The sequence below is a fragment of the Sedimentibacter sp. LTW-03 genome, assembly GCF_052059825.1.
In the GTDB taxonomy this organism is placed as follows: Bacteria; Bacillota; Clostridia; order Tissierellales; family Sedimentibacteraceae; genus Sedimentibacter.
This window is the reverse complement of the sequence record NZ_CP197180.1, coordinates 3,588,632-3,612,782: the sequence shown is the minus strand read 5'-3', so window position 1 is coordinate 3,612,782 and position 24,151 is coordinate 3,588,632. Positions and strand designations below refer to the sequence as shown.

The following is a 24,151-nucleotide window of genomic DNA, read 5'->3' as shown; positions in this document are numbered from 1 at the left end:
TCTTTTATAATCTCAAGTTCTTCTATCTCTAGTGCTTCTCTACTTAGATCAATTTATTTTGAATACAATCCTTTACCTGCTTGCCGTAATATTTTTGCTGTCTTTTATTCCCTCTTATAAGTTCCTATCACTCAATGTTCTTCAAGTTTTTCACATTATTAAAAGTTTAACTTTTCTTCTAAAAAAACTTTCCATCCATTTCTAAAGTCATCTACTTTAATATTTAATACACCATCAATATCGCCTTGATGTACTAATAGTTCTATAAGTTTTTCCCTTCCATATGTTTTAATAATGTATTCAACCATGCTATACCCGTATGTGTATCTGCCTTCACTCAAATTTAGTATATATAAGTCTGGCAATCCTTTTTCAATCATTTCCTTGTAATACGCTTTACTATAATCCCTATCCTGAGCTAAGTATTTGGCTGTTCCTTCCCATAACCAATCAATTTGGGCATTGCCGCCTGTTAAAGCCATTGTTGCAATATGTGTAAACTCATGTACCAAAACCCTTTTTAAGTCAATTGTATAACCAGATTTATCTTTTATAGTAAAATAAATAGTATCACTTTTTATTGAAACCCCCATAAAGTTTATGTTCATATCATCAGGGTCGAATTTTAATTCATCAATTACTGCTAATCTAATCTTTTCATATTCATCATACATATGTATTTTTACTTTAGGCATTTTTGTTTCATCTACATTTAAAAATTCCAAAACTCTATAATACTCTTCTTCCAATATTTTAATAGAATTAGATGCATATAACTTATTCGATTGATTGTTTGAGTTGTAGTACACCTCAAAATGATCGCTTACCAGATATTCATTAAATATATTGCCTGCTCTGTCTTCAAAATAACCTTTTTTATCAATTTCTTCTTGCTTATTTATGTAGTCATATCCATATACATTATCATAACTATTAATACCTTCATCTTGATTTACTTCATTAAAATTACTACTTTTAGAATTGCATCCTGAAATAAAAATACATATTAAAAAACAATAAAACATTTTTTTAATTATACTCACCTTTTTATCCCCTTCTTTTTAGTTCGCAATATATTAGGCATGTTAAGTGCAAATCCCCCTGATTATTACTGCCTTCTATATGCTGAATCTGGAATCAAATTAGTCAAAGGAAATGAACTATCGTAATAGAAAAACTTATTCGGTACCACTTTGTTGTTATTTCCAAAATATCTCCGTCTTTAACTTCTATTTCATTACTCTTAGTTCCAAATTGAATAGCTTTTATATTAGCTTTATCATTAGGAAGTTCAACTACATGTAATAATTAATATATAATATATGATAGTACCTCTTTTCATGAACTCCTCCCATAATAATTACGAATCTACCATATCATTAAATTATAATTCATTTTTAAATAATTGGCAAATATTGATAAAAATATGAAAGTGTCAAGTTACTTTCGGAAAATAAAAACAATAAATCCCCTTAGTAAAATTAAGCACCACGAATAGACTTAAGAAATTCACTCATTTGTGTTCTTTTGCCTATATTAATAATTTCTAAATTATCAAGTGTCTCATTTATTGAAACATTTAATTTCTTTTTCACTACACGCTTATCAAGTTCTTTGATTTTTCTTTCTTTAAACTCCGATTGTTTCTTGAGTTTTATTAAGTCATAAACCTTGCCACCATTCTTCTTGTAAACCCGTAATCGGGCCATTTGATCAGCTCCAACTTCACTCCAACCCATAGGTCTAGAACTAAGCCTATCTGATAGAATATGACTCACATGCCCTTCTGCACTGCAGCCAACATAATCTAGGTTGTATTGATTTCTTATTCCTTCCCAGTTATTCATAATATATCTGCGTGATTCAAGTACTGAATTTCTTTTCGTTACGTTTTCTGTACAATCTAATATTTCTTCAAATAAATCACTTACCCATTCTTTCTTTCCTTTATTTACGTATCCCCACATTACAGGTGTTGTATAGGGTATATGTGCTGTAGCTTGTTTTATATATTTTGATAAATGGAATCTATCTAACACATAGATACTTTTGTCTATCCAATTTAAGCCCTCTTTTATCCAATTAGCGCCATCTCCTGATAAATACACCCTTTCTATTTTATCTGTATCATAATATTTGTATATGTAGTCAGCTACTTCTAACCAAAGCTGTTCATTATTATTGTTATATAATCCTGTAAAATATCTTGGATTTATTAGAGCATTTCTATTTTTACCTTCGTTTTTTAACCCTTCATGTACATAAATCAATTTCATCTGTTTGTTAGTTCCATCTTGCATTGCTACATGATCTTCATCCGCTTCTACATACAGAAGTTTCGCTTCCGATTTCTTATCTGCCTTCTTTTTATAAACCGTCTTTTCTACAGCACTATTTTCTATTTCATCTAGTTTTCTTATGTTGTTCATAACGGTTTGATTGCTAAACTCTTGATCTGGAACGCTATTCCTTCCACTTTTACTGTATGAAACATCTATTGCTCTTTCAATAAGCTGGGATTGAAGCATCATATCCATTCTTTCATGTACTTCTATTCCTAAGAAATCATCTGAAAGATATTTGTATTCTCCTGTTTTTTTATTCTTGTAATAGGTCCTCTTATATTTTACATCTCCAAATATTGTGCTATATGTTTTTTCCATGTTCCTTTTTTCAACATACCACTCTCTTTTTGCTTCCCCGTTTGTCGTATGCTTTCTTCACATGTATCAAACAAAACTTTTATTAATTTTACTCCTACATCATTTAGTGTGCGCTTTGTATTTTCAATGTATTCTGGTATCTTATCAGTTCCGGTTAATACATTTTCTAAATTTTTTATTGTTTCTTCAGTGATTTTTTTGTAATATCGTGTATAATGGTTTCCATAGAATAGTCCTTTCTTCTGTTAGATTTTGCGTGATACTTAATCTTAACATAAGGGCTATTCTTTTCTTGTTTTTTTCCTACAGTAATTTTACACTAAGGACCAATTGGAAAGTGTCACTTTTTCGTAAGCATTTTTTAAATAAGTGAACACAATAATAATAGTTTAATATGTTCACTTATTTAATCTGAAAGCTCCTTGAGCGTATCCATATCAATTATTCTTACTGTCGAACGATGTACCTCTATAATATTTTCTTGTTGCATCTTCGAAAATTCCCTTGACAGTGACGGTCTTTTAACATTAAGAAAATCTGCCAGCTCCTGCCTGTTCATAGGCATGTCAAACATAACTGAATTGTTCTTTTTATGAAGCGTCAACAAATACATGGCTATTCTTCCTCTAAGCGTTTCCGTATTCAATATATGCATTTTATTATTAAGCACTACAATTTTATCCGCAAGAATCGAAAGCATATTATTTATAAGGATTTTATGAAAATTGCAAACCTCTCTGCACATGGTAAAAAACACGTAGTACGGTAAAATAAGGGCCTTGCTGTTTCCTGAGCTTACCAAGTCATAGGGCAATTCCTTTGATGACGAAAATGCTAGGGCTTCTCCGAACAGATCATTTCGCTCAAGGGTAGTTACAATGGCTCTTGTTCCGTTAAATTTCCACGATACCAGATTAAACTGCCCCTCAAGAATTATACCAAGCTTTTTTACATTATCATCTTTTTGAAATACAATCTGATTATCCTTGTATTCCTCCACTCTAGCTTTGCCGCATTTCAATATCTGTCTTATCTCAGCTTTACTTATATTATTAAAAAGCTGATTGTCCTTAATTATATCTATTACTTCGTACATCATTTCACCTCCGTAACATATGTTACGTATCTTACTTTTATTTTAATACATAAAACTAAGTAAGTAAAGAGTATTTTAGAAAATAAAAAATAAGAGGCTTGCACTATACAAACCTCTTATATGCTAAAACACTTATACACTAGTGTTTTGATTCATTTCTTTTTCGATAAAATAAATAAAGTATGTTATTGCAAGCAAATCAGCGCATCCCCCCGGACTTATGTTTAAACGCATAAACTCCACATCCATTTCATTTATATCAGACATAGAAATGCTGTCAATCCCTTCGCTGATCAATTTCCTTGCCATAATTTGAACTCTTTTTTGTGTTTCAATGTCTGCCCTTGAAATTATATTTGTATCCTTCACATTAGCAATCAGATTAAGCAATACCACAACTCCTGCATCATTTGATGAAAAACCATTGTTTATTAATATTTTTAATACAGGTATGCCGTATTTTCTCACCGATGCGAAGCCGTTCGCGGCTTCTCCTCTAATTCCGGATATTTTATATCTTGCATATAGCCGCTCTCCGTAGGTCCTTGCGTTATCTGGTGTTATATTTTGAAAATCATCCATAACTTTTTGTGTCATCTGCCTTGCAGTTTCAAAAATACCTTCAGTTTCTATTGCAGAACCGTTACCGTACATATATCCCAAGGCTGCACACAATACACCCATAGAAAATATAATTCCCTTATGAGTATTAACATTATTTGTTGCTGCAAGCATCTGATCCTCGGCTCTCATTCCCATATATCTTATTCTTTCAAATAATTTTTGAGGAGTTTCCCCATGATATTCAGCTCCCATCAACACAAATTCTCTGAAAAACGGAATAAGCACAGATGAACTGTCTATAAAGGAATATAAGTCCATATCTTTATGAGAGCCGTTATTTGCCCTGTCTACAAGTCCCGGCTTAGGCGTTGCAATAACTTCGTACATTAAAGCACGGCAGGCGAAAGTTGAGCACAAATCAGCAAATTGAAGGTTGAAATACTCCGTCATTATTTCAATTATCCTTAATAAAAGATCTTTACCTGAATGCTTTCTGCTCCTGGCACAGGCATGTGCAATGTCGTTGCACAATATGCAGCTTCTGCTTTCATAACCCACATCTTCTCTTGATAACTTGCAGCCATTTTTATCAATTACGTCAATGTCAAAAATTCTCCCCAACTCACAGCAGTTTTCAATTTCAACCATAAGTTCTTTAATGTAACCAGAGTTTCCTTCTGCGGCAACGAAAAATTCAAACCCAGTCTTAGACAGACAGTCTTCTTGGTATTTCATTTCTATATTGTGTCGCCTGAGATGATTTTTGATTAGTTTTTTCCCTTCTTTAAATGTTCTGGCCGCAAGGGGAAATGTTTTATTTGCTCCTGGTATATTAAGAGTAAATGAGACAAGAGTCATATTGTATCGAGCCAAAATATACTGCTGTCTTGAAACTCTCCTTTCTCTCGCATCTAACATTTCTGCCATAGTAACTTGTTCGCATTTAACTGTTTCTTTGAGGTTTATTCCCGACATCTCCGCTCCTTATTCTTTCGGCAATCTCCATTCCTTTTTTACTCATTAAAAATTCATATGTGGACTTAGGAACAATTTTTTTAATCTCCTCATATCTTCCTTCTGTCATGAGCTTTCTGACTCCGGATGCACTAACAGGATGATTATTTTCTTCATATCTTTTTATTTCAATGACTTCTATTCCATACTTCCTAAGAAATTCCTTCATTTGTGTATTATATGACGCCGTCACTACATCAAAAGGTTCCGTACCTACAAATCTTTTACTAATATTCAATTCTTTAGCAAAATATTCACAAAAAATAGTCAAATCCAAAATACAATTAATATCTCCAGCCTTATATTTATCCTTTATAAAATATGTGGGAAATGTTGCTGAGGAAATTAAATAATCTGATGTAGGATGAACAACTACATTGTTTAAATGCTTCACTCCTTCTTTTACCAGCTTATACCTTATGCTTGAAGGAAATGCGCTTTTATCTTCGGACACAACAAAAATATGGAGATTATCGCATTGTTTCGCTGCAGTTTCAACCAAGTACAAATGACCTTTGGTGAACGGGTTACAGTTAACTATTATCGCCCCTGTATCCATAACCAATTTTTCACCAGCTGAGGATTTCAGAGAATTAACATACTCTGAAATCCCATTTTTCTTGTTTTCCATCAGCACAACATCTTCTGTCTCAGCTATAATATAAAATCCCAAGTCTCTAAATATACTCTTATTTCCTGTCTTTGTAAACAAAAATAGATGGCCGTGGTTTTTACTTATTGCATATGACACTAGGCTTGTAACAACTTTGGCAGACAGTCCTTCTCCCTGATACATTTGAGAAACCGCTATGCATTTTAATACATTGCCTTCAACAGAGCCGGTTGCGGCAATATTGCCCTTGCTGTCGCAAAAATTTATGGTGTATTCTATGCCATCATCATAGCTAAGCTGCTCCGTAGCTAGGAATTTCTTCAGTTTTAAAAGCTTATTCCCACTAAAAGGGTAGCCGTATTCTTCATAAAACATTTCAGAACTCATACTTTACCTTTTTTTATTTAAGTGTATTTTTAATGGTGTCAATTATTGTTCCGTCCCTGTAAATTACATTTCCCACAACTTTATCGCCCATTACTACATTCTTTGGTACACCTGTAATTTTTTCAGCTATATTCTTTAACTCATGTATGTCAACTACAGGCAGATTTGCTTCCTCCAGCCTTGTCTTTAGATCTTGTCTTAGTGGGTTTACGGCGATTCCGCGCTGTGTAACCAGTACATCAACAGTATTTCCCGGTGTTGAAACACAAAGCACCTTATCCACAACTATTGACAGCCTTGCTCGAGTAAGAGGCGCTACAATCATGGTTAATTTAGCCCCTGCTGCAGTATCGCTGTGTCCGCCTGATCCTCCCATTATATACCCGTTTGAATCTGTATGAACATTAACGTTAAAATTCGTGTCAATTTGTGTTGCTCCCAGAATCACAACATCCAGACTGTCAACTATGGCACTTTTTGTTGTAGGGCTTGCATAATGGGACGCCGTTACCTCTCTGTGAGCAGGATTGTCTCGCAACGACTGTACTGCTTTTAAATCAAAGCACTGAACATCCATCAATGCTTTGAAGCATCCTGCTTCAAGCATATCAACCAGGTAACCTGTTATTCCTCCCATTCCAAAACTTCCCTTAATATTTTCTTTCAGCATAAGATCCTTAAGGTATTTAGCAGCTGCCAGTGATGCACCTCCGGCCCCTGTTTGAAAAGAAAATCCATCCTTCAAAAGCCCTGAATGCTGAATAACCTTTGTAGCGTATGATGCCATCATAAGTCCCACCGGATCTTTGGTAATTTTTGTTGTTCCAGATACTATCCCCGACGGATCACCTATTTTATCTACACACACAACATAATCTACATACGTCTCAGATATTGAAAAGTCTGAAAGAGGATAGTCAACAAGATTATCCGTAATTACAACCACCTTGTCTGCATACATTGCATCCGCAAACGCATATCCTAAGGAACCGCATGCTGATTTGCCGTATTTTCCTGAACAGTTTCCCATGCAGTCAGATGTAGGAGCGGCTATAAAGGCTACGTCTATTGGTGTTTTTCCTGTCTCAATATCGCTTGGTCTTCCTCCATGGCTCCTGAAATTCACCGGTTTATCCATAATTCCTGATGAAATTTCTCTGCCTACGACAGCTCCCATGTAGTTTACCTCAAGCCCTGTAACAACTTTATTTTTAATGTGTTTCACAAGCGGTGCGTGTGTATCAAAAACTGAGCTTGCATTTACAGTAATATCTTTCAAGCCTAAGTCCGCAATTTCATCCATAACCATATTTATTACATAATCTCCGTTTCTTAAATGGTGGTGGAAAGAAATGCGCATTCCGTCCTTTAGTCCGCTTAATTTAACCGCTTCCTTCAAGCTGCTTACAATCTTGTTCATTATAAAACACCTCCCAATGCCTTTGCCGCTTCCAAAGTCTGACGCGCTCTTTCAACTATTGGAGCATCTATCATTTTTCCTCTGAGGGATATGGCACCTTTTCCCTGTTCTTTTGCAATTCTGATTATATCCATAACTTCTTTCGAATATTCAATTTCTTCAACAGTAGGACTGAACACTTCATTTATAGCCATTACATGCCTTGGAGAAATTGCTGCCTTTCCTGTGAATCCCAGGCTTTTAGCAAATTCTGCATCTTTTTTTAAGCCTTCCTCGTCTTCCACGTCTGTAAAAGGAGTGTCGTATGCATCAACACCTGCAGCTCTTGCAGCAGTAACAATTCTTCCTCTGCTATAGAAAATCTCATCACCCTTCTTTGTGCGCTTACACCTTAGATCAGCTGTCAAATCTTCTGCTCCTAAGAAAATAGCCTTAACCCTGTCGCTTGAAGCAGCTATTTCATAAGCATTTTCAACACCCAATGCAGTTTCAATAAGTGCAATAATAGACACAGGATTATCTATGCCGTGTTTTTTTTCAACTTTTTTTATGTAATCCTCAACAACCTCTATATCCTTATGACTGCATACCTTCGGAGGCATGATCATATGCGGTCTTAGCGGAATTATTTCATCAAGATCAGCTTTCCAAAAATTCGTATCAATAGAATTAATTCTTATTATTATCTCGCAATTTCCATAGTTTAGATATTTCATTGCATTTCGCACCAATATACGTGCCGAATCTTTTTCAGCCGGAGATACTGCATCCTCCAGATCAAAAATTATGCTGTCTGCTCCCAGTGTATCAGCATTTAACAGCATACCTGCATTATTTCCCGGCATAAAAAGCATACTTCGTCTCATTAGTCATCCGCTCCTTCCGCTCTTCTTAAAGCTGTTTCAACTCTTGCTCTTATGGCACATTCCACAGCTCCTCTGTCTTTAAGCTGAATTTTTATATTTTGAATATCCATATCGCTTAATACTTCTCTTACTGTTTTTTCAATTTCCTCACCAAACTGGTTGTATACAATTGACTCAAGCTCAAGTTCAATCCCATCCTCATTTGGCTCCACCATTACATATATATCGCTTGATTCCAGCGTTCCAGCTGAAGCACTTCTATTAATTTTCATAATATCGCCTTCCTTCATATGTATTATATTTCACTCAAAAAACAATGCGTTAAAATACTTGTTAATAATGATAATTCACATGGAAATTATCCATGCATGTAAAAAAGCTATTGCTGCTCTTTCATTTTTGCGCGAAACAAAGGTTTTATGCCGCCTGCATTCAATATTTTCATAGCATATTCCCCTATTTTTTCACCGTTAAGAACCTCTCCGCTGCTCACAAGCGTAACTGTTCCTTCTTTGATGCTTACTTCAATTTCGTCTCCATCATTAAGTCTGCTGCTAATACCCTTGCACACAATCAGCGGAAGCCCAAGATTTATTGAATTTCTAAAAAAAATACGCGCAAATGAATCTGCAATCACACAGCTTGCCCCCATATTCAAAAGCGAAATAGGCGCATGCTCTCTGCTTGAGCCGCATCCAAAATTTGTACCGGCAACTATTACATCACCTTTTCTAAAATTTTTTGCTATATTTTCATCAACACCCGCAAGACAATGAGATCCCACTTCTTCAGGATTTACAAGTTCAAGAAATCTTCCAGGGTAAATTTGGTCTGTGTCTATGTTGTTTCCCAGAACAATAACTTTCCCTCTTAATTTATCTTCCATAATTCCTCCTGCTTTAAATTGCATGGATTAGTCAGATATCCGGTTAGTGCCGTTGCAGCGACTGTAGCCGGAGACGCAAGAAATACCTTTGACTTGTTGCTCCCCATACGTCCGGGAAAATTTCTGTTTGAAGCAGTAACACACACCTCGCCAGGGGCCAACACTCCTTCATGAGCACTTAAACACGGACCGCATCCGGGAGTCGAAATTGCAGCACCTGCATTTATGCAATCTTGCAGGTACCCATTTTTCATGCATTCCATCATAACTTCCGTGGATGCCGGTATAACGATAAGTCTAATATTGTCTGATATTTTTTTACCTCTCAATATATCCGCCGCTGCCTTAATATCCTCTGTTCTTCCCCCAGTGCATGTTCCAATGAAGCATTGGTTAACTTTAATTCTTTCCACCTCATCTACAGAAAACACATTATCAACACTGTGCGGGACTGCAACCTGAGGAGTTAAATCCGAAATATCAAATTTATGGCATTCGCTGTACACGAAATCATCATCCGTACATTGAACCTCAAACGGTCTTACTGCTCTTTTGTTCACATAATCAAGAACTTTTTGGTTCGGCTGCATGTATGCTGTCTTGGCTCCCATTTCCACAGCCATGTTGCATAAAACCATTCTACCCGGTACATCCAGCTGCTCTATATAGCTTCCTGTAAAATCTATTGCCTTGTAAACAGCTCCATCAGCCTTAATTTTTCCCATAAGATATAACACGACATCTTTTGGCATGACACCTTCTTTCGGAGTGCCGTCAATTCTTATTTCAATTATTTCAGGCACTCTAAACCACAGCTCGCCTGAAATCATAATTGTTGCCATGTCGGTTGCTCCAACACCGGTTCCCATGGCGCCAAAAGCCCCGTGGGTCGTCGTATGTGAATCAGTAGCTACCACAATTGCACCCGGATATATTAAACCTGCCTCGGGCATAACTTGGTGGCACACGCCGGCATTTATATCAAAATGATAAGTCAGATCATTCTCATTTGCAAATTCTCTCATTTCCTTATGAATCTGTGCTGACTTAATAGTCGGAGCAGGAGCATAATGGTCGAATACAAAGGCGAGTCTCTCTTTATCCCAAACTTTTTTCCCATTCATTTCTCTGAACGAATAGATTGTTTGAAGATACAAGTCGTTTACTTCCGCAAAATCAATTTTTGCAGTCACAATTTCGCCAGTTTTCACGACGTTCTTTCCACTATTTTTTGCAAGTATTTTTTCAATAGCATGCATAATAATTTCTCCTTTAATTTGTGTTAATATATACCGCTTCTAAGCTATGCAAGAAGCCCACCATAAAGGTGAGCTTGATTATAAAATTGTTTTGTAGATATTTAGAAAAATATAGGTATCAAGAATGTCGCAAAGAGTATTATGAATGCTCCTCCAAGCCTTGATGAAATCTGGGCAAATGGCATCAATTCCATTCTGTCAGATGCTGTTAAAACTGCAACGTCTCCTGTTCCTCCCATATTTGCCATACATAATCCAGCTGTAATAGCAGCTTCTATTGGATAGAAACCAACTAATTTTCCTACCAGCGCTGTTCCAACTGTAGCTCCTAAAATAACTAAGAAGCAAAGAACAAGGTAAATAGGTGTGAAAGCTGAAATAACCTGACCTAAATCTGTGTAAGCTATACCGATTCCCATAAGTAATGCTGAAGTCCAGTTGGCTGCAACAAATTTATACCATGTTGAACATGCTTTTTCGTATTCCTGTGGTACAAGATTGATTATCTTTGCTATAGCAACTGAAATTATCATCCATGCGTATGGGTGTATATCCAGACCTACATAATTTTTCATCAGGTATGCCACTATCTGTCCAAATGTGAAAAATGTTGTTGCTATTACAACTCCAATTCCAAAATCCTTTAATGTAAACTCTACTTTTTCTTCTTGGAATTTAAGTTCTTCTTCTCCTATGTCCATAAGCTTTCCGTTGCCGCTGAGTTTAGGATATTTTTTCCCTAATCTGTTAAGAAGTCCTCCGAATACAATTGCTATAGCATTTCCCAGAGCAACTGCCGGAACAAGCTTTGACAATATTGTTTCAGATGGAACTCCCAGTCCTCCGGAGAAAACTTCTGCTATAGGAACAGCACCGGCACCCATGCCGCCGCCCATTATAGGAATACCAATGTACGCAATTGATTCTGCCGGCGATTGGCCGAATGCAAGGCCTCCTAGTGCAACGAATCCCATGGCTACAAGAACTCCTCCTAGTATACAAGGTAAGTATCTTATTGCCGCTTTGATAAGAAGTTTTTTATTCATTCCAAGAATAGAACCTGTTATAAGTGCAGCTATATAGAAGTTAAGGAACCCGCCGCCTTTCATAAATGTCGTTACATTTTCAGTAACAGCTTCAGGAATTACATTGTAATACACCATCGCTGCAGAACCGAATATAATAACAATCGGGCCTCCTCCAAAAAATGTTTTAACTATAGGTGTATTGTTTCCGATTACATCTAATAGAGCTCCAACTACCATCATAAATGCAAATGCTCCGATCATGCCGCTGGGCAGCACGCCTAAAATTATAGCTACAATAATTACTGCAAGTAATGTAAAATAAACCGGAAGGTTCATTCCCATTATTTTGTATTCTTTCATAACATCCTCCTATTAAGTTATTTATAACAAAAATAATTATATTCTTGCTGATCCCGATTTTTTTGCTGCTTCTTGAATTGCCTTTGCAACTACAGAAGCAACTCCTTTGTCCAATGCACTTGGAATTATGTTTTCTTCGTTTAGTTCATCAGCTCCGATATAGTCTGCAATAGCATGTGCAGCAGCCAGCTTCATTTCAAGATTGATTTCTCTGGCTCTTACATCCAGCGCTCCCCTAAACACTCCCGGGAAAACAAGAACATTATTAATTTGGTTCGGAAAATCAGAGCGTCCTGTTCCTATTACTCTTGCTCCTGCTTGTTTTGCAAGGTCTGGCATTATTTCCGGTGTAGGATTTGCCATTGCAAGTATTATTGGGTCAACAGCCATAGACTTAACCATCTCAGGCTTAACAACATCTGCTGAAGAAACTCCTATAAATACATCTGCATTTACCATAACATCAGCCAATGTTCCTTTTTCATTTTTAGGATTCGTAAACTTAGCTAAACTATTTTTAGCATCATTCATTCTTTCACGTCCTATATACAGCGCACCTGTTCTATCGCAAGCGACAATATTTTTTGCGCCTGCTGCCGTTAACAGTGTTGCAATTGCAGTGCCTGCAGCTCCCGCTCCGTTTATTATAATTTTTAAGTCCTCTATTTTTTTTCCTATAATTTTTAATGCATTTATTAAACCTGCTAAAACAACTATTGCTGTTCCGTGCTGATCATCATGAAACACTGGAATATCCAGTTCCTTTTTCAATCTTTCCTCTATTTCAAAACATCTCGGAGCAGATATATCCTCTAGGTTTATTCCTCCAAATCCAGGGGCAATAAGCTTTACAGTCTTAACAATTTCATCTGCATCTTGGGAATCAACACAAATAGGAAATGCATCAACATCGGCAAATTCCTTGAATAATATGGATTTTCCTTCCATAACCGGAAGAGCTGCTTTAGGACCGATATTCCCCAATCCAAGCACCGCAGAACCGTCAGTAACTACGGCAACTATGTTACCCTTTGATGTATATTTATATACATCATCTTCGTTTTCATGGATTTTCCTGCACGGCTCAGCAACGCCTGGAGTGTATGCAAGACTAAGATCCTCTCTCGTCTCAACCTTAATTTTTGAGATAACTTCAATTTTTCCTTTAGTTTTTTCATGTAACTTTAAGCTTTCTTCAAAATAGTTCAACCGTTTTCCTCCTTGCCTTCAATGAAAAATTACTACTAATACTAACATTCCAATTCCTTGTTGTAAATATTCCGGTATTTTAAAAAGTATTGTTCATTAAGTTAATTTTGATATATTATTGACAAATTATCACAATGCTTTATATTAGCTAAGTGAGCATTCAAATTTATGATTTTCAACATAAAGTTAAAGGTCTGCTGTTCCTACAAAAGGAACAGCAGACCTTTAACTTTATGTGATCATGTTATTTTTTCTTACACTTATATTTATGCTGAGGCCGACCAATTTTACCGTACTCAATCAGCTTCTCAACCTTTCCTTCCTTTTCCATATACTCAAGATATTTTCTTACGGTAACTCTTGCAACTGTTGATTTTTCTGATACTTCTTCAGCCGTTAAAAATTCTCCTGCTGATGAACTACATATCTCCTTCCAAATAATATTGTAGGTATATTTATTAATTCCCTTTTCGTATTCCCTTTCTTCACAACTGTTTTTATTATCATTCAACGCAACATTTTTTGATATATATCTATCAAGCATCTTTTGTTCAATTGTATCAAGGTCATTTATTTTGTTATACCTTTGTTTGTAATTATTCAATGCCTCTTCAAATCGTTCAAATGTGAAAGGCTTAATAAGATAATCCACAGCACCGTATCTGAATGCTTCTTGAACCATATTACTTGTCTTATCAGCTGTTATAAGTATTACATCAACTTCCATTTCTTTTCTTCTCAGCCACTTCAGAAAATCAATACCATTTTCTTTAGGCAGGTAAATATCCAGAAGAACCAGATCCACATTGCTTTGCCTAACATATTCCTGAGCTTCTGATATGTTTGCAGCAGCTTTAGCCAAATGAAATCCATTAATTTTTAAAAGGAATTTTGAATTTATGTCCCTTACCATAGGGTCATCTTCTAAAATCAAAACATCAATCATTTTCATCACCATCTTTTGTTGGTATTTCTATGTGCCACGAAGTGCCTTTATCTGTTGACAAAGTTATTTCACCATTTGCATTTTCAATAATATTTTTGACTATATAAAGTCCAAACCCTCTCTGCCCAGACTTAGTACTGAAGTTTCTCTCGTATATTTTTTCTTTTATATCCTCCGGTACTCCAGGCCCATTATCTTTTATGTCAATGATTACTCTATCATCATCCTCAGACATTTTAAAAAGTATTTTTCCGGTTCCGTCAACACTTACTGCATCAAGAGAATTTTCAATTAAATTACCGATTACCGAGCTTAAATCATCATCATTTAAATGTTCCGGTACCTTGTTTAAAAAAGATGACTTATCAATTTCTAATTTAATTCTTAGCTCTTCTGCTTTATAATATTTTGCAAGAAGAATTGCAGCAATATTTATATTTTTAATTCTTCCTGTTATTGTACTGGTCACATCATTTCCTCTGCTTGACGCATTGGAAATATATTTAATGGCCTCATCATATTCCTCAAGCTGAATTAAGCCGGAAATTGTGTGTAGTTTATTCATAAACTCATGGTTTTGAGCTCTCAGAGACCATGCCATTTTTTGTATTCCTGTCAGTTCTTCAGCTATTCTTTTCACAGCCGTCAAATCTCTGAAGTTTATTACCTGACCTATTATATGATTTTTATCATCTTTCAATACATTGTACTTGCATAAAACAGTCACACCAGGCCTTATTTTAACTTCAAAATCCTCGATGTTATTTTCATCGTTCATTAACCTGTTTGTATCTTCCAGGTTGATAAACACATTAATATTTCTGTTCATGTCTTTTCGAGTCAACCCAAGTATTTTTGCTGCCTCCTTATTGAATTGAATCAGATTTCCCTTTTCATCCAGAGTTATAATGCCTTCTTTAACATTTTCAAGTATGGCATCATTCTGCTTTAGCAGCAACGTTATTTCTCTGGGTTCCATGCCTAGAATTTCATACTTTATATTGGTAGTTAATATGTAAGCACAGCATATGCCTAAAACCAACCCTATTAGTATAAAAGGCACAAACTGCTCGGTCTTGGCAAATGTCTCCTTGTTTATCTCAACAAGAGTACTTCCTACGCAAACCGCCCCCACCTGAATCCCATCTTTATAAACAGGTGAAAAAGCCCTCAAAGATTTGCCTAATGACCCAACAGCACTGGAGATATACCTAGAAGGTTCTGTCAGCACTCTGCCTTCATCTCCCCCTTCAAATTCTTTTCCTATTTTCTCCTTAACCGGATGTGTAAGCCTTAATCTGTCCATTCCGAATACAGTAATAAAATCTACATTGGTTTCAGATCGAATTTCTTCAATATGCTCATTTAGTTCCTCATTTGTAAAATTTTCATATCCGTCTAAACAGTCTATGACCATATAGTCCTCTGATGCATATACAGCAATATTCATAAGCTTTTCTTCAAGCTCATCCGTTAAAATTATTCTCATTTGGTGATAAGAAAGAAATGTCATACTGCCTAATGAAAAAATCAATATTATCACAAAGAAAATTGTTATTTGTGTTCCTAATTTCATTTTCATTTATTGTTCATCCTTTAGTAATTTAATCTTCCGGAATTAATATTCTACATATTTTAAAAAAAGTGCTTTTGGAGGGGCCATCGGCCCTGCCTTCTCTCTTTTTTTGGCATCTAAAATGGATGCAACATCTTCTCTGTTTAACTTACCCTTTCCCGCTTCAATAAGCGTACCTAGGATAATTCTAACCATATTCCACAAAAAACCGTTCCCGTTTACATCTATTTCAACACTGCCGTCTTGTTCTTCTATATTAATATAATTAATAGTCCTTACTGTTGATTTTGTTTTTGATTTTAAAGTTGTAAAACTTTGAAAATCATGGGTTCCCACTAATACTTCAGAACACTCCCTCATTTTCCCCAAATCAAGCTTCTGGTCAATATTATGCACATACCTTCTTTCAAATACATTTTTAGATGCACCGTTATTAATTTTGTACATATAAGTCTTTGACAATATATTGTACCTTGAATGAAATCTTTCACTTGCATTTTTAATAGATAGTAGAGCTATATCATCAGGCAATTTCTCATTAATGTACACCAGCATTTCATCTACACTCAGTTTTGAAAGCGTATGGAAATTTGCAGTATAATTTAAAGCATGTACTCCCGCATCAGTCCTTCCGCAGCCTATAAGCTGAACATCTTCTCCTGTCATATCAGATAGTATATCTTCCAGTCTCCCCTGTATTGTATTAACATTTTTATTCTGCTTCTGCCATCCTTTGTAACGTGAACCATCATACTGAATAATCATCTTTACATTTCTCATATTTTTCTCCGTCATTTAGTAACACCTATTATATATTATTTTACGAAAAATACAAATAGCTAATTTGATGGATCACTGTTTATCAATTACTACAGCAAAGAAAACCATTCGAACTATTAACATGTATAAAAAATTAGGCAGATATCTTTAAGATTCGGAGTGATTAGGAAGCCTCTATAAAAAAACGTTTTAGCAAAATAACATGAAACTATCAGCTTTTTTGGTTGCCTTTAGGTTGATTAAGTGATAACATTCATTCTAGTATCATATTAATTACAACTAATGGAGAAAAAAATGTTAAAACAGTATTTTCAAGATTTAAAGCTTGAGTTCAAAGGATACAACGGCAAAAAACTGTCTCAAGACATTATGGCAGGATTGACAGTAACAGCTGTGGCACTTCCTTTGGCACTGGCTTTTGGTGTAAGCTCCGGAGCGGATGCAGCTTCGGGGCTTATTACGGCAATAATAGCCGGACTTCTTATAGGTGGACTTTCCGGAGCTTCATATCAAATTTCCGGGCCTACGGGAGCCATGTCAGCAATACTTATGTCTCTTGCCGTTAAAAACGGAATGGATGGCGTCTTCTTGGCCGGATTTTTATCCGGAGTAATATTGCTCATTGCAGCCGCCTTTCGTTTTGGAAAGCTTGTGTCATTCATACCATCTCCGGTTATAACCGGATTTACCTCAGGCATTGCCGTAATAATAGCGCTGGGACAGGTGGATAACTTCTTCGGCACAGTTTCCAAGGGAGAAAATGCATTGCAAAAGCTTTTATCTTACGGAGAGTTGGGATTTTCGCCAAATCTTTACGCAGTGATGTTTGGGTTGCTGGTAATTTTAGTAATGGTTGCATGGCCTAAGAAATGGAATGCAAAATTTCCGTCTTCTCTTGCAGGTATTATAATTGCACTGGCTGTTAACTGGGCTTTAAAATTGCCGGTTGCTGTTGTTGGTGATATACCGAAAACTTTGTTGTCTGAAAACAGGCTTACATTTGACGTCATAACCTTATCAAATGTTTCCAACATGATAAGCCCTGCAATTAGCATCGCAATGCTTGGAATGATTGAAAGCCTTCTTTGCGGAGCCTCTGCCGGCAAGATGAAAAACGAGAAGCTCAATGCTGACAGAGAACTTATTGCTCAGGGTATAGGAAATGCCATTATCCCTTTTCTGGGAGGTGTTCCTGCAACTGCAGCGATTGCCCGTACAAGCGTCGCTATTAAATCAGGCGGACAGACAAGGCTGGTAAGCATTATTCATTCTGTCGGGCTTCTTGCGTCAATGTTTTTGCTGGGCTCAGTAATGTCTGTAATTCCTCTGTCTGCTCTTGCAGGAGTTCTTATGGTTACTGCTTGGCGCATGAACGAATGGAATGAAATAAATTATATCTTCAGCAAAAAATTTGCAAATGCTATTCTAGAATTTGTCATAACTATGGTTGCAACAGTTATGTTTGACCTGACCGTTGCTATTTTAATAGGAGTGTTCATGGGGATAATGATATTTGTAGTAAAAAACAGCCAGCTAAAAGTTGATGTAAGCGACGTGGATCTTGACAGAATAAAAGGCCACAAGATAATGTCAGATCACAAAACCACAAAAATTATGTACATTACAGGGCCGCTTTTCTTTATGACAAAGGATAAGCTTGAGCAAGTTACATTTAATTCTCTTAATGCAGACAACATTATAATTTCAATGAGAGCTGTAACCAGCATCGATGAGTCTGCTGTTGGAGAATTTAAGGAAGTTGTGAAAAAGGCAGCTGAAAATGGAGCCTGCATTATGTTTTGCGGAGTTCAAGAAAATGTGATGGATATGTTCCAACGCTCTGGAATGAAAGAACTCATAGGCGAAGAATGTTTTTTCTGGGACGCAATTGAAGCACTCAGATATTTAAGTATAATACAGAACAGCGAAATCGCAATATAAAGTATAAAATATAAAAAAGTGGAAAGTACATGCAGTACATTCCACTTTTTTTATATTCACTTAGTCAATAAACTAAATCCGGCAGGTACCTGCCGGATTTCTAAATACTATGCGATAGATGGTTCTCTTGAATTGGACAAATTCTTCTTTAATGTGTTAAGCTCTGCTTTTAATTCCTCTGGAAGCCTGCTTCCTATTTTGTTGTAAAATTCTTCAATGCTCTTAACATCATCCATCCATGAATCTATATCAATTGTAAGCAATTCATCTAGCACTTCATTTGAAATACCCAGTTCTTCTCTATTAATATCTTCTACTTTCGGAACGTATCCTATGGAAGAAGCCTCTGCATCAACCTTGTTTTCGCATCTCCTAATTATCCACTCAAGCACTCTGAAGTTTTCTCCAAAGCCTGGCCACATAAATTCGCCTCTATCATTAGTTCTAAACCAATTAACATGGAATATTTTAGGAGGGTTGCTCAATTTTTTACCTATTTCAAGCCAATGCTCGAAATAATCTCCCATATGGTATCCACAGAATGGAAGCATAGCCATAGGGTCTCTTCTTACAACTCCTGTTTTTCCTGCAGCTGCAGCAGTTGTTTCTGATGCAAGTGTTGATCCTACAAACACGCCGTGCTGCCAGCTTCTTGATTGATATACCAGAGGAGCAGTCTTAGCGCGTCTTCCACCGAATATTACTGCAGAAATAGGCACTCCTTCAGGTGATTCCCATTCTTTTGAAATACATGGGCAGTTTTTAGCAGGAGCTGTGAATCTTGAATTCGGATGAGCTCCTCTTTCCCCTGATTTCTTGCCGTTCCATGGGTTACCCTGCCAATCCAACGCATTTTCCGGCGGGTTGTTGTCCATTCTTTCCCACCATACAGTATCATCATCTAAATTATAGGCAACATTTGTAAATATTGAATTTTTCTTCGATGACATTAAAGCATTATAATTTGATTTTTCGCTTGTACCCGGAGCAACTCCGAAAAATCCGGCTTCAGGATTTATTGCCCAAAGTCTACCGTCTTCTTTTATCTTAAGCCAAGCTATATCGTCACCAACTGTCCATACCTTGTATCCCTTTTTCCTGTACAACTCTGGAGGTATAAGCATAGCAAGGTTCGTTTTTCCGCATGCCGAAGGGAATGCAGCAGCTATATATTTTACTTCTTTCTTAGGATTTTCAATTCCCAAGATCAGCATATGTTCTGCCATCCATCCTTCTTTCCATCCCTGGAATGATGCAATTCTGAGAGCAAAACATTTTTTCCCCAGCAATACGTTACCTCCGTATGCTGAATTGCATGACCAGATTGTATTATCCTCAGGAAAATGGAATATATATCTTTTGTCTATATCAAGAGTGCACTTGCCGTGGAGTCCTCTTACAAAGTCATTGGAATCTCCCAATGTATCCAATACTTTCTTTCCTACTCTCGTCATTATATTCATACTTAAAACCACATAGATTGAATCAGTAATTTCAAATCCTATCTTTGAAAATGGTGAACCTATAGGTCCCATTGAATATGGAATAATATACATAGTTCTACCATTCATTGAATTTGCAAAGATCTCCCTGCCAAGCTTGTATGCATCTTCTGGACTTTTCCAATTATTAGTAGGACCCGCATTCTCTTTGCTTTTTGTACATATGTACGTTTTGTCCTCCATGCGGGCAACATCATCCTTCTGTGAACGATGATAATAGCATCCGGGATATTTTTCCTTATTTAAAGCAATCATTTCTCCTGTTTGGCAGCCTTCCCTGCGCAGTATGTCTAATTGTTCCTCGCTTCCGTCAATCCACATAACTTTAGCTGGTTTTGTCAATGATACGACATCGTCTACCCATTTTAGAACATTTACATTCGAAGTTAGTTTTTGCATTTTAGCACTCCTAAAATTATTAATTATGTTATATTATATCTTCGTTTTTTGAATATGTGTTATAATATTTATCTACCTACACAATTATATATTCTCTTAATTATATTTGCAACATTTAAAAATAGATTCTTTCAAATTAAGCTTTTTGCAAGTTATACTTATTTTTTTAAGGATATGCAAAGAAAATGTTAATTAACATAATGAGCAATCATATTTTAATAATAACACAATAAATAAATTTGTATATTATTTGCACTGTATTATGCAGAATTTGCGCCATTAAGTATGTATCATTCAAAAATTAATACCAGAATTATAATTAAGCTTATTTACGTTATATAAATAGAGCCTGACATCCAGTTGACAAGTATAACTAGTTGTAGTATCATCTAAATAGTTGATAATACAACTAAATGCAGGAGGCTGTTTAAATGGATGTAACCAAAAGAAAACTCACAAAAATTGCACGTGAAATAAATAAATTTACAACACGAACTTTAAGAGCTTATGGAGTAGGCTCATCTGAATTTGATTTAATTCATGTTGTTAGACATCGGCCCGGAGTTACACAAGCTGAAATTTGCAGGGTTCTTGGTATTGATAAAGCTGCTGTAGCAAGACAAACTGCAAACCTTGAAACAAAAGGTTTTTTGACACGTAAGAAAAATCCAAATGATGGCCGCAGCCAAATTTTATTTGCAACTGAAAAAGCTGAAGCCTTAAAAAATTCAAAAACTGAAATAGAAACTATGTTTTACGAATGGCTTTTAGAAGTATTGACCGAAGACGACCAAAATGAATTTGCGCGATTGCTGGATATTCTTTATCATCGTTCAAAAACAGAGAGTAAAGCTGATTTTCCAAATATGACAAAGCGTATTGAGCAAGATAATAATTTATTGGAGAAAGAAAATAATGAAAAATAATAACACATCAAAAAAGCATCTGCGAAATATTGTTTTTCTCGGCCTTGTCAGCTTTTTTGCTGATATTTCCAGTCAAATGGTATATCCCCTCATACCCTTGTATCTGACTACATCATTTGGTGCCACACCTGTTTTGGTTGGAATCATTGAAGGCATTGCCGAAAGTGTAGCAAGTCTTTTAAAGGTGTTCAGCGGATATTTCAGCGACAAATACAATCATAAAAAAGCAATTGCATTTTGCGGATATGCGTCAGGACTTTTTTATAAGTTGGCATTGATTTTCGCCGGTTCATGGGTGGGAATTCTGGGAGCAAGAGTAATAGACCGACTTGGGAAAGGAATTCGTACAGCACCAAGAGATGTTATGGTATCTGAAAGCGCAGAAGAATCGCATATGGGCAAGGCCTTTGGAATACACAAAGCATTGGATATGGCAGGCTCTGCAATTGGAATACTTTTATCATTCTTTTTATTAAAAAAAGTTGGAGATAATGCTTATAGAACTGTATTTGCGCTCTCAATTATCCCCGTACTGATTGCCCTTGCCATGTTTTTCTTTATTGAAGAAAAGCGCGGTAACAGAGAAATAAAACAGAAGGAACATTTTTGGAACAACGTAGGAAAACTAGATAGCAATTTAAAACTTTACCTACTTGTTACCTTTATTTTCACACTGGGTAACTCCTCCAATTCGTTTCTATTGCTAAAGGCAACTGACATAGGGTTTACAAGTACAAACACTATTCTTTTATACTTTATCTATAACATAACTGCTGCATCCCTTGCCATACATTTTGGTAAACGCTCGGATAAAGTTGGAAGGAAAAAAATTCTTATAAAAGGTTATATTTTATTTGCAGTCGTATATCTAGGCTTTGCGTTCGCATCTCAAAAGTGGATGCTTGTTATCTCTTTCATTATTTACGGCTTCTACACTGCAATGGTAACAGGCGTAGAAAGAGCCTTCATATCTGAGATATCACCCCATGAATTAAAAGGAACAATGCTTGGCCTTCATTCCACAATTGTAGGCATTGCCTTGTTACCTGCCAGCATAATTGCAGGTATACTATGGAATAATATCGGCTCCTACGCACCATTCATTTTTGGGGCAGCTCTATCATCAGCATCCGCTTTATTGCTATGTGTTTTCTTCAATCGAAATTCCTCGAAAAACCATAATGCCAGCGCTGAATCATAAGATCAATCGAGTCCAGCAAAAATTGTATTTGCCATAAAAACAATGGACATATAGTCTAGATTTGACTATATGTCCAAATGACATTTGAATTACGTTATATTTTCAAGCACAGCCTGCTTAACTGTGTTTTATTTTTATTTTAAATTTTTACATTTTGCCTTTTGTTTGTTTATAGCCAAGTATGAAATCAGAATACTGATTACCGGACACACATAGCAGAGCACAGAATATGGAGCATACTGGGTAGCGGTAATCCCCATAATGGGCTTAATTAAAAATGAATTTATATTCCAGGGCATCAATGGCGCAACCACTATCCCCGTATCAGATATTGTTCTTGCAAGTATTGAATAATCCAAATCAAGCTCCTTGTATTTTTCCTGAAGCATCTTGCCGGGAAGTATAATTCCGGCAGTCTGGTCGCAAGTTGCAACAGTCAGCAATATACTCATAAGTCCAGTACGGCGTATAAGACTCATTTTAGAATTTATTCCGTTAACCATCTTTTCCATAACAGGCACGAGTATGTTTCCTTTTTCAAACACTCGAACAAGCACGTATGCAGTCACAACTATAAATATAGCCTCTAATATTGACACCATTCCGCCGCTTACAAGAAGCTGGTTCAATTCAGCTGATGGCGTATTTCCTTTGTATCCAAACAGCATGGAGCTTACAATCTCCATAATGGAGGACCCTTGGAATACAGCGCTGAGCACAGCACCTACGCCTATGCCTATAGAAAATACCACAATTGAATTTAATCCTGCTATTGACAGCCCAAGTATTATTACTGGAAGCATCAGCATAAACGGTGTTATGTTAAAACCCGAAGCTATTGCTTCCTTGTAAAGCAACAGCTTGCTGTAATCTCCTCCGGTATATTTCTGTCCCAGAATAAAATAAATAGCCGCCGTGACAATTATTGTGGGTAGCAACGTTATTATCATACTCTTGAAAATTTCCCTGTAATTTTTGTGTGTTGTTGTAACCAGCAGATTGACAAGACCTGACAGCGGTGAAATCTTATCAGCAACGAATGCTCCCGAAACAAGCATTCCAACAATTAAATTCTTCGGAATTCCCAATCCCATTCCTATACCGCTCAGGCATATGCCAACTGTGCTTATTGTGCCAATAGCTGTACCCATAAATAATGACACTGCAGACATTATCAAAAATGCCGCAAATAAAAAATTCACTCCCTCCATGTATGTGAATCCATAGTACATAATTGTGGGAACAACTCCTGATGAAAGCCAAATTGATGTAGTAGCACCAATAAACAATATAACAACAATTAAATTTTTTATCTCACGAACAGAATCTATCACTGTTTTCACTAATTCATTTAATTTATATCCGCTTTTGACCAATATAATAGAAGTAAACACCAGACCAGCCATAAATGCAGCGTATAAAGGAATTGATAATATGATTGAACAAATTATAAATCCAAGGCTTATCATAAGTATCACTACCGGATTAAGCGCTAATTTCTTATTATTCACGTTA

The 24,151-nt window shown here is 36.1% G+C and carries 19 protein-coding genes and 1 pseudogene; 3 read left to right on the top strand and 17 right to left on the bottom strand.

Translation table 11 applies throughout. The features are described 5' to 3' along the window. Positions 1 to 158: 158 nt before the first annotated feature. The 15 genes and pseudogenes from ACS3UD_RS17435 to truA all read right to left on the bottom strand — a co-directional run bounded on the left by ACS3UD_RS17435 (position 159) and on the right by truA (position 16,667). The gene (locus tag ACS3UD_RS17435) at positions 159 to 1,043 is read right to left on the bottom strand and encodes a hypothetical protein (protein WP_308138370.1); all 885 of its coding nucleotides are present in this window, start codon (positions 1,041 to 1,043) and stop codon (positions 159 to 161) included. A gap of 438 nt (positions 1,044 to 1,481) precedes the next feature. Beyond that, positions 1,482 to 2,681: pseudogene (locus tag ACS3UD_RS17430) on the bottom strand (ISLre2 family transposase); the annotation flags it as partial. Positions 2,682 to 3,069: 388 nt separating this feature from the next. Continuing rightward, positions 3,070 to 3,762 carry a Crp/Fnr family transcriptional regulator gene (locus ACS3UD_RS17425; RefSeq protein ID WP_308138372.1) on the bottom strand — a complete coding sequence of 231 codons (693 nt, stop codon included), beginning with the start codon at positions 3,760 to 3,762 and terminating at the stop codon, positions 3,070 to 3,072. A 129-nt stretch (positions 3,763 to 3,891) separates the two neighbouring features. Beyond that, complete coding sequence (gene citG / locus ACS3UD_RS17420; protein ID WP_308138373.1) at positions 3,892 to 5,298, bottom strand: triphosphoribosyl-dephospho-CoA synthase CitG; 1,407 nt, start codon at positions 5,296 to 5,298, stop codon at positions 3,892 to 3,894. Then, the gene (gene citC / locus ACS3UD_RS17415) at positions 5,267 to 6,337 is read right to left on the bottom strand and encodes a [citrate (pro-3S)-lyase] ligase (RefSeq protein WP_308138374.1); all 1,071 of its coding nucleotides are present in this window, start codon (positions 6,335 to 6,337) and stop codon (positions 5,267 to 5,269) included. Before citC ends, citG begins: the two co-directional genes overlap by 32 nt. A gap of 13 nt (positions 6,338 to 6,350) precedes the next feature. After that, complete coding sequence (citF, locus tag ACS3UD_RS17410) at positions 6,351 to 7,757, bottom strand: citrate lyase subunit alpha (RefSeq protein WP_308138375.1); 1,407 nt, start codon at positions 7,755 to 7,757, stop codon at positions 6,351 to 6,353. After that, on the bottom strand, positions 7,757 to 8,623 hold the full coding sequence (locus tag ACS3UD_RS17405; protein ID WP_308138376.1) for an HpcH/HpaI aldolase/citrate lyase family protein: 867 nt from the start codon (positions 8,621 to 8,623) through the stop codon (positions 7,757 to 7,759). The genes citF and ACS3UD_RS17405 overlap by 1 nt, the downstream gene beginning before the upstream one ends. Further along, complete coding sequence (citD, locus tag ACS3UD_RS17400; protein WP_308138377.1) at positions 8,623 to 8,895, bottom strand: citrate lyase acyl carrier protein; 273 nt, start codon at positions 8,893 to 8,895, stop codon at positions 8,623 to 8,625. The genes ACS3UD_RS17405 and citD overlap by 1 nt, the downstream gene beginning before the upstream one ends. Before the next feature lie 107 nt (positions 8,896 to 9,002). Continuing rightward, positions 9,003 to 9,509, bottom strand: a complete 507-nt coding sequence (locus ACS3UD_RS17395) for a LeuD/DmdB family oxidoreductase small subunit (RefSeq protein ID WP_213926577.1) — start codon at positions 9,507 to 9,509, stop codon at positions 9,003 to 9,005. Next, positions 9,494 to 10,768 carry a 3-isopropylmalate dehydratase large subunit gene (locus ACS3UD_RS17390; RefSeq protein ID WP_308138378.1) on the bottom strand — a complete coding sequence of 425 codons (1,275 nt, stop codon included), beginning with the start codon at positions 10,766 to 10,768 and terminating at the stop codon, positions 9,494 to 9,496. The genes ACS3UD_RS17395 and ACS3UD_RS17390 overlap by 16 nt, the downstream gene beginning before the upstream one ends. Positions 10,769 to 10,869: 101 nt before the next feature. Then, on the bottom strand, positions 10,870 to 12,156 hold the full coding sequence (locus ACS3UD_RS17385; RefSeq protein WP_308138379.1) for a 2-hydroxycarboxylate transporter family protein: 1,287 nt from the start codon (positions 12,154 to 12,156) through the stop codon (positions 10,870 to 10,872). A gap of 36 nt (positions 12,157 to 12,192) precedes the next feature. Continuing rightward, positions 12,193 to 13,365 (bottom strand): NAD(P)-dependent malic enzyme, encoded by a 1,173-nt coding sequence (locus tag ACS3UD_RS17380; protein WP_308138380.1) that lies wholly within the window; start codon positions 13,363 to 13,365, stop codon positions 12,193 to 12,195. Positions 13,366 to 13,609: 244 nt separating this feature from the next. Next, positions 13,610 to 14,311: a response regulator gene (locus ACS3UD_RS17375; protein ID WP_308140142.1), complete on the bottom strand. Its 702-nt coding sequence runs from the start codon at positions 14,309 to 14,311 to the stop codon at positions 13,610 to 13,612. Further along, a complete protein-coding gene (locus ACS3UD_RS17370) occupies positions 14,304 to 15,893 on the bottom strand; it encodes an ATP-binding protein (RefSeq protein WP_308138381.1) in 1,590 nt (529 codons plus the stop codon). The genes ACS3UD_RS17375 and ACS3UD_RS17370 overlap by 8 nt, the downstream gene beginning before the upstream one ends. Positions 15,894 to 15,929: 36 nt before the next feature. Further along, positions 15,930 to 16,667 carry a tRNA pseudouridine(38-40) synthase TruA gene (gene truA, locus ACS3UD_RS17365; protein ID WP_308138382.1) on the bottom strand — a complete coding sequence of 246 codons (738 nt, stop codon included), beginning with the start codon at positions 16,665 to 16,667 and terminating at the stop codon, positions 15,930 to 15,932. 294 nt (positions 16,668 to 16,961) lie between these two features. On the opposite strand from truA, the gene ACS3UD_RS17360 reads away from it, so the two are divergent. Next, positions 16,962 to 18,608, top strand: a complete 1,647-nt coding sequence (locus ACS3UD_RS17360) for a SulP family inorganic anion transporter (protein ID WP_308138383.1) — start codon at positions 16,962 to 16,964, stop codon at positions 18,606 to 18,608. 107 nt (positions 18,609 to 18,715) lie between these two features. Here ACS3UD_RS17360 and ACS3UD_RS17355 read toward each other — a convergent pair whose 3' ends face one another. Further along, positions 18,716 to 20,509, bottom strand: a complete 1,794-nt coding sequence (locus tag ACS3UD_RS17355) for a phosphoenolpyruvate carboxykinase (GTP) (protein WP_308138384.1) — start codon at positions 20,507 to 20,509, stop codon at positions 18,716 to 18,718. Between the two features lie 431 nt (positions 20,510 to 20,940). On the opposite strand from ACS3UD_RS17355, the gene ACS3UD_RS17350 reads away from it, so the two are divergent. Then, a complete protein-coding gene (locus ACS3UD_RS17350; protein ID WP_308138385.1) occupies positions 20,941 to 21,435 on the top strand; it encodes a MarR family winged helix-turn-helix transcriptional regulator in 495 nt (164 codons plus the stop codon). Then, positions 21,425 to 22,636, top strand: a complete 1,212-nt coding sequence (locus ACS3UD_RS17345; RefSeq protein ID WP_374049888.1) for an MFS transporter — start codon at positions 21,425 to 21,427, stop codon at positions 22,634 to 22,636. The genes ACS3UD_RS17350 and ACS3UD_RS17345 overlap by 11 nt, the downstream gene beginning before the upstream one ends. A gap of 134 nt (positions 22,637 to 22,770) precedes the next feature. Here the strand turns inward: ACS3UD_RS17345 and ACS3UD_RS17340 are convergent, their stop codons facing one another. After that, positions 22,771 to 24,147, bottom strand: coding sequence for a Na+/H+ antiporter NhaC family protein (locus ACS3UD_RS17340; RefSeq protein WP_308138386.1), 1,377 nt, complete (start codon positions 24,145 to 24,147; stop codon positions 22,771 to 22,773). Positions 24,148 to 24,151 lie beyond the last annotated feature (4 nt).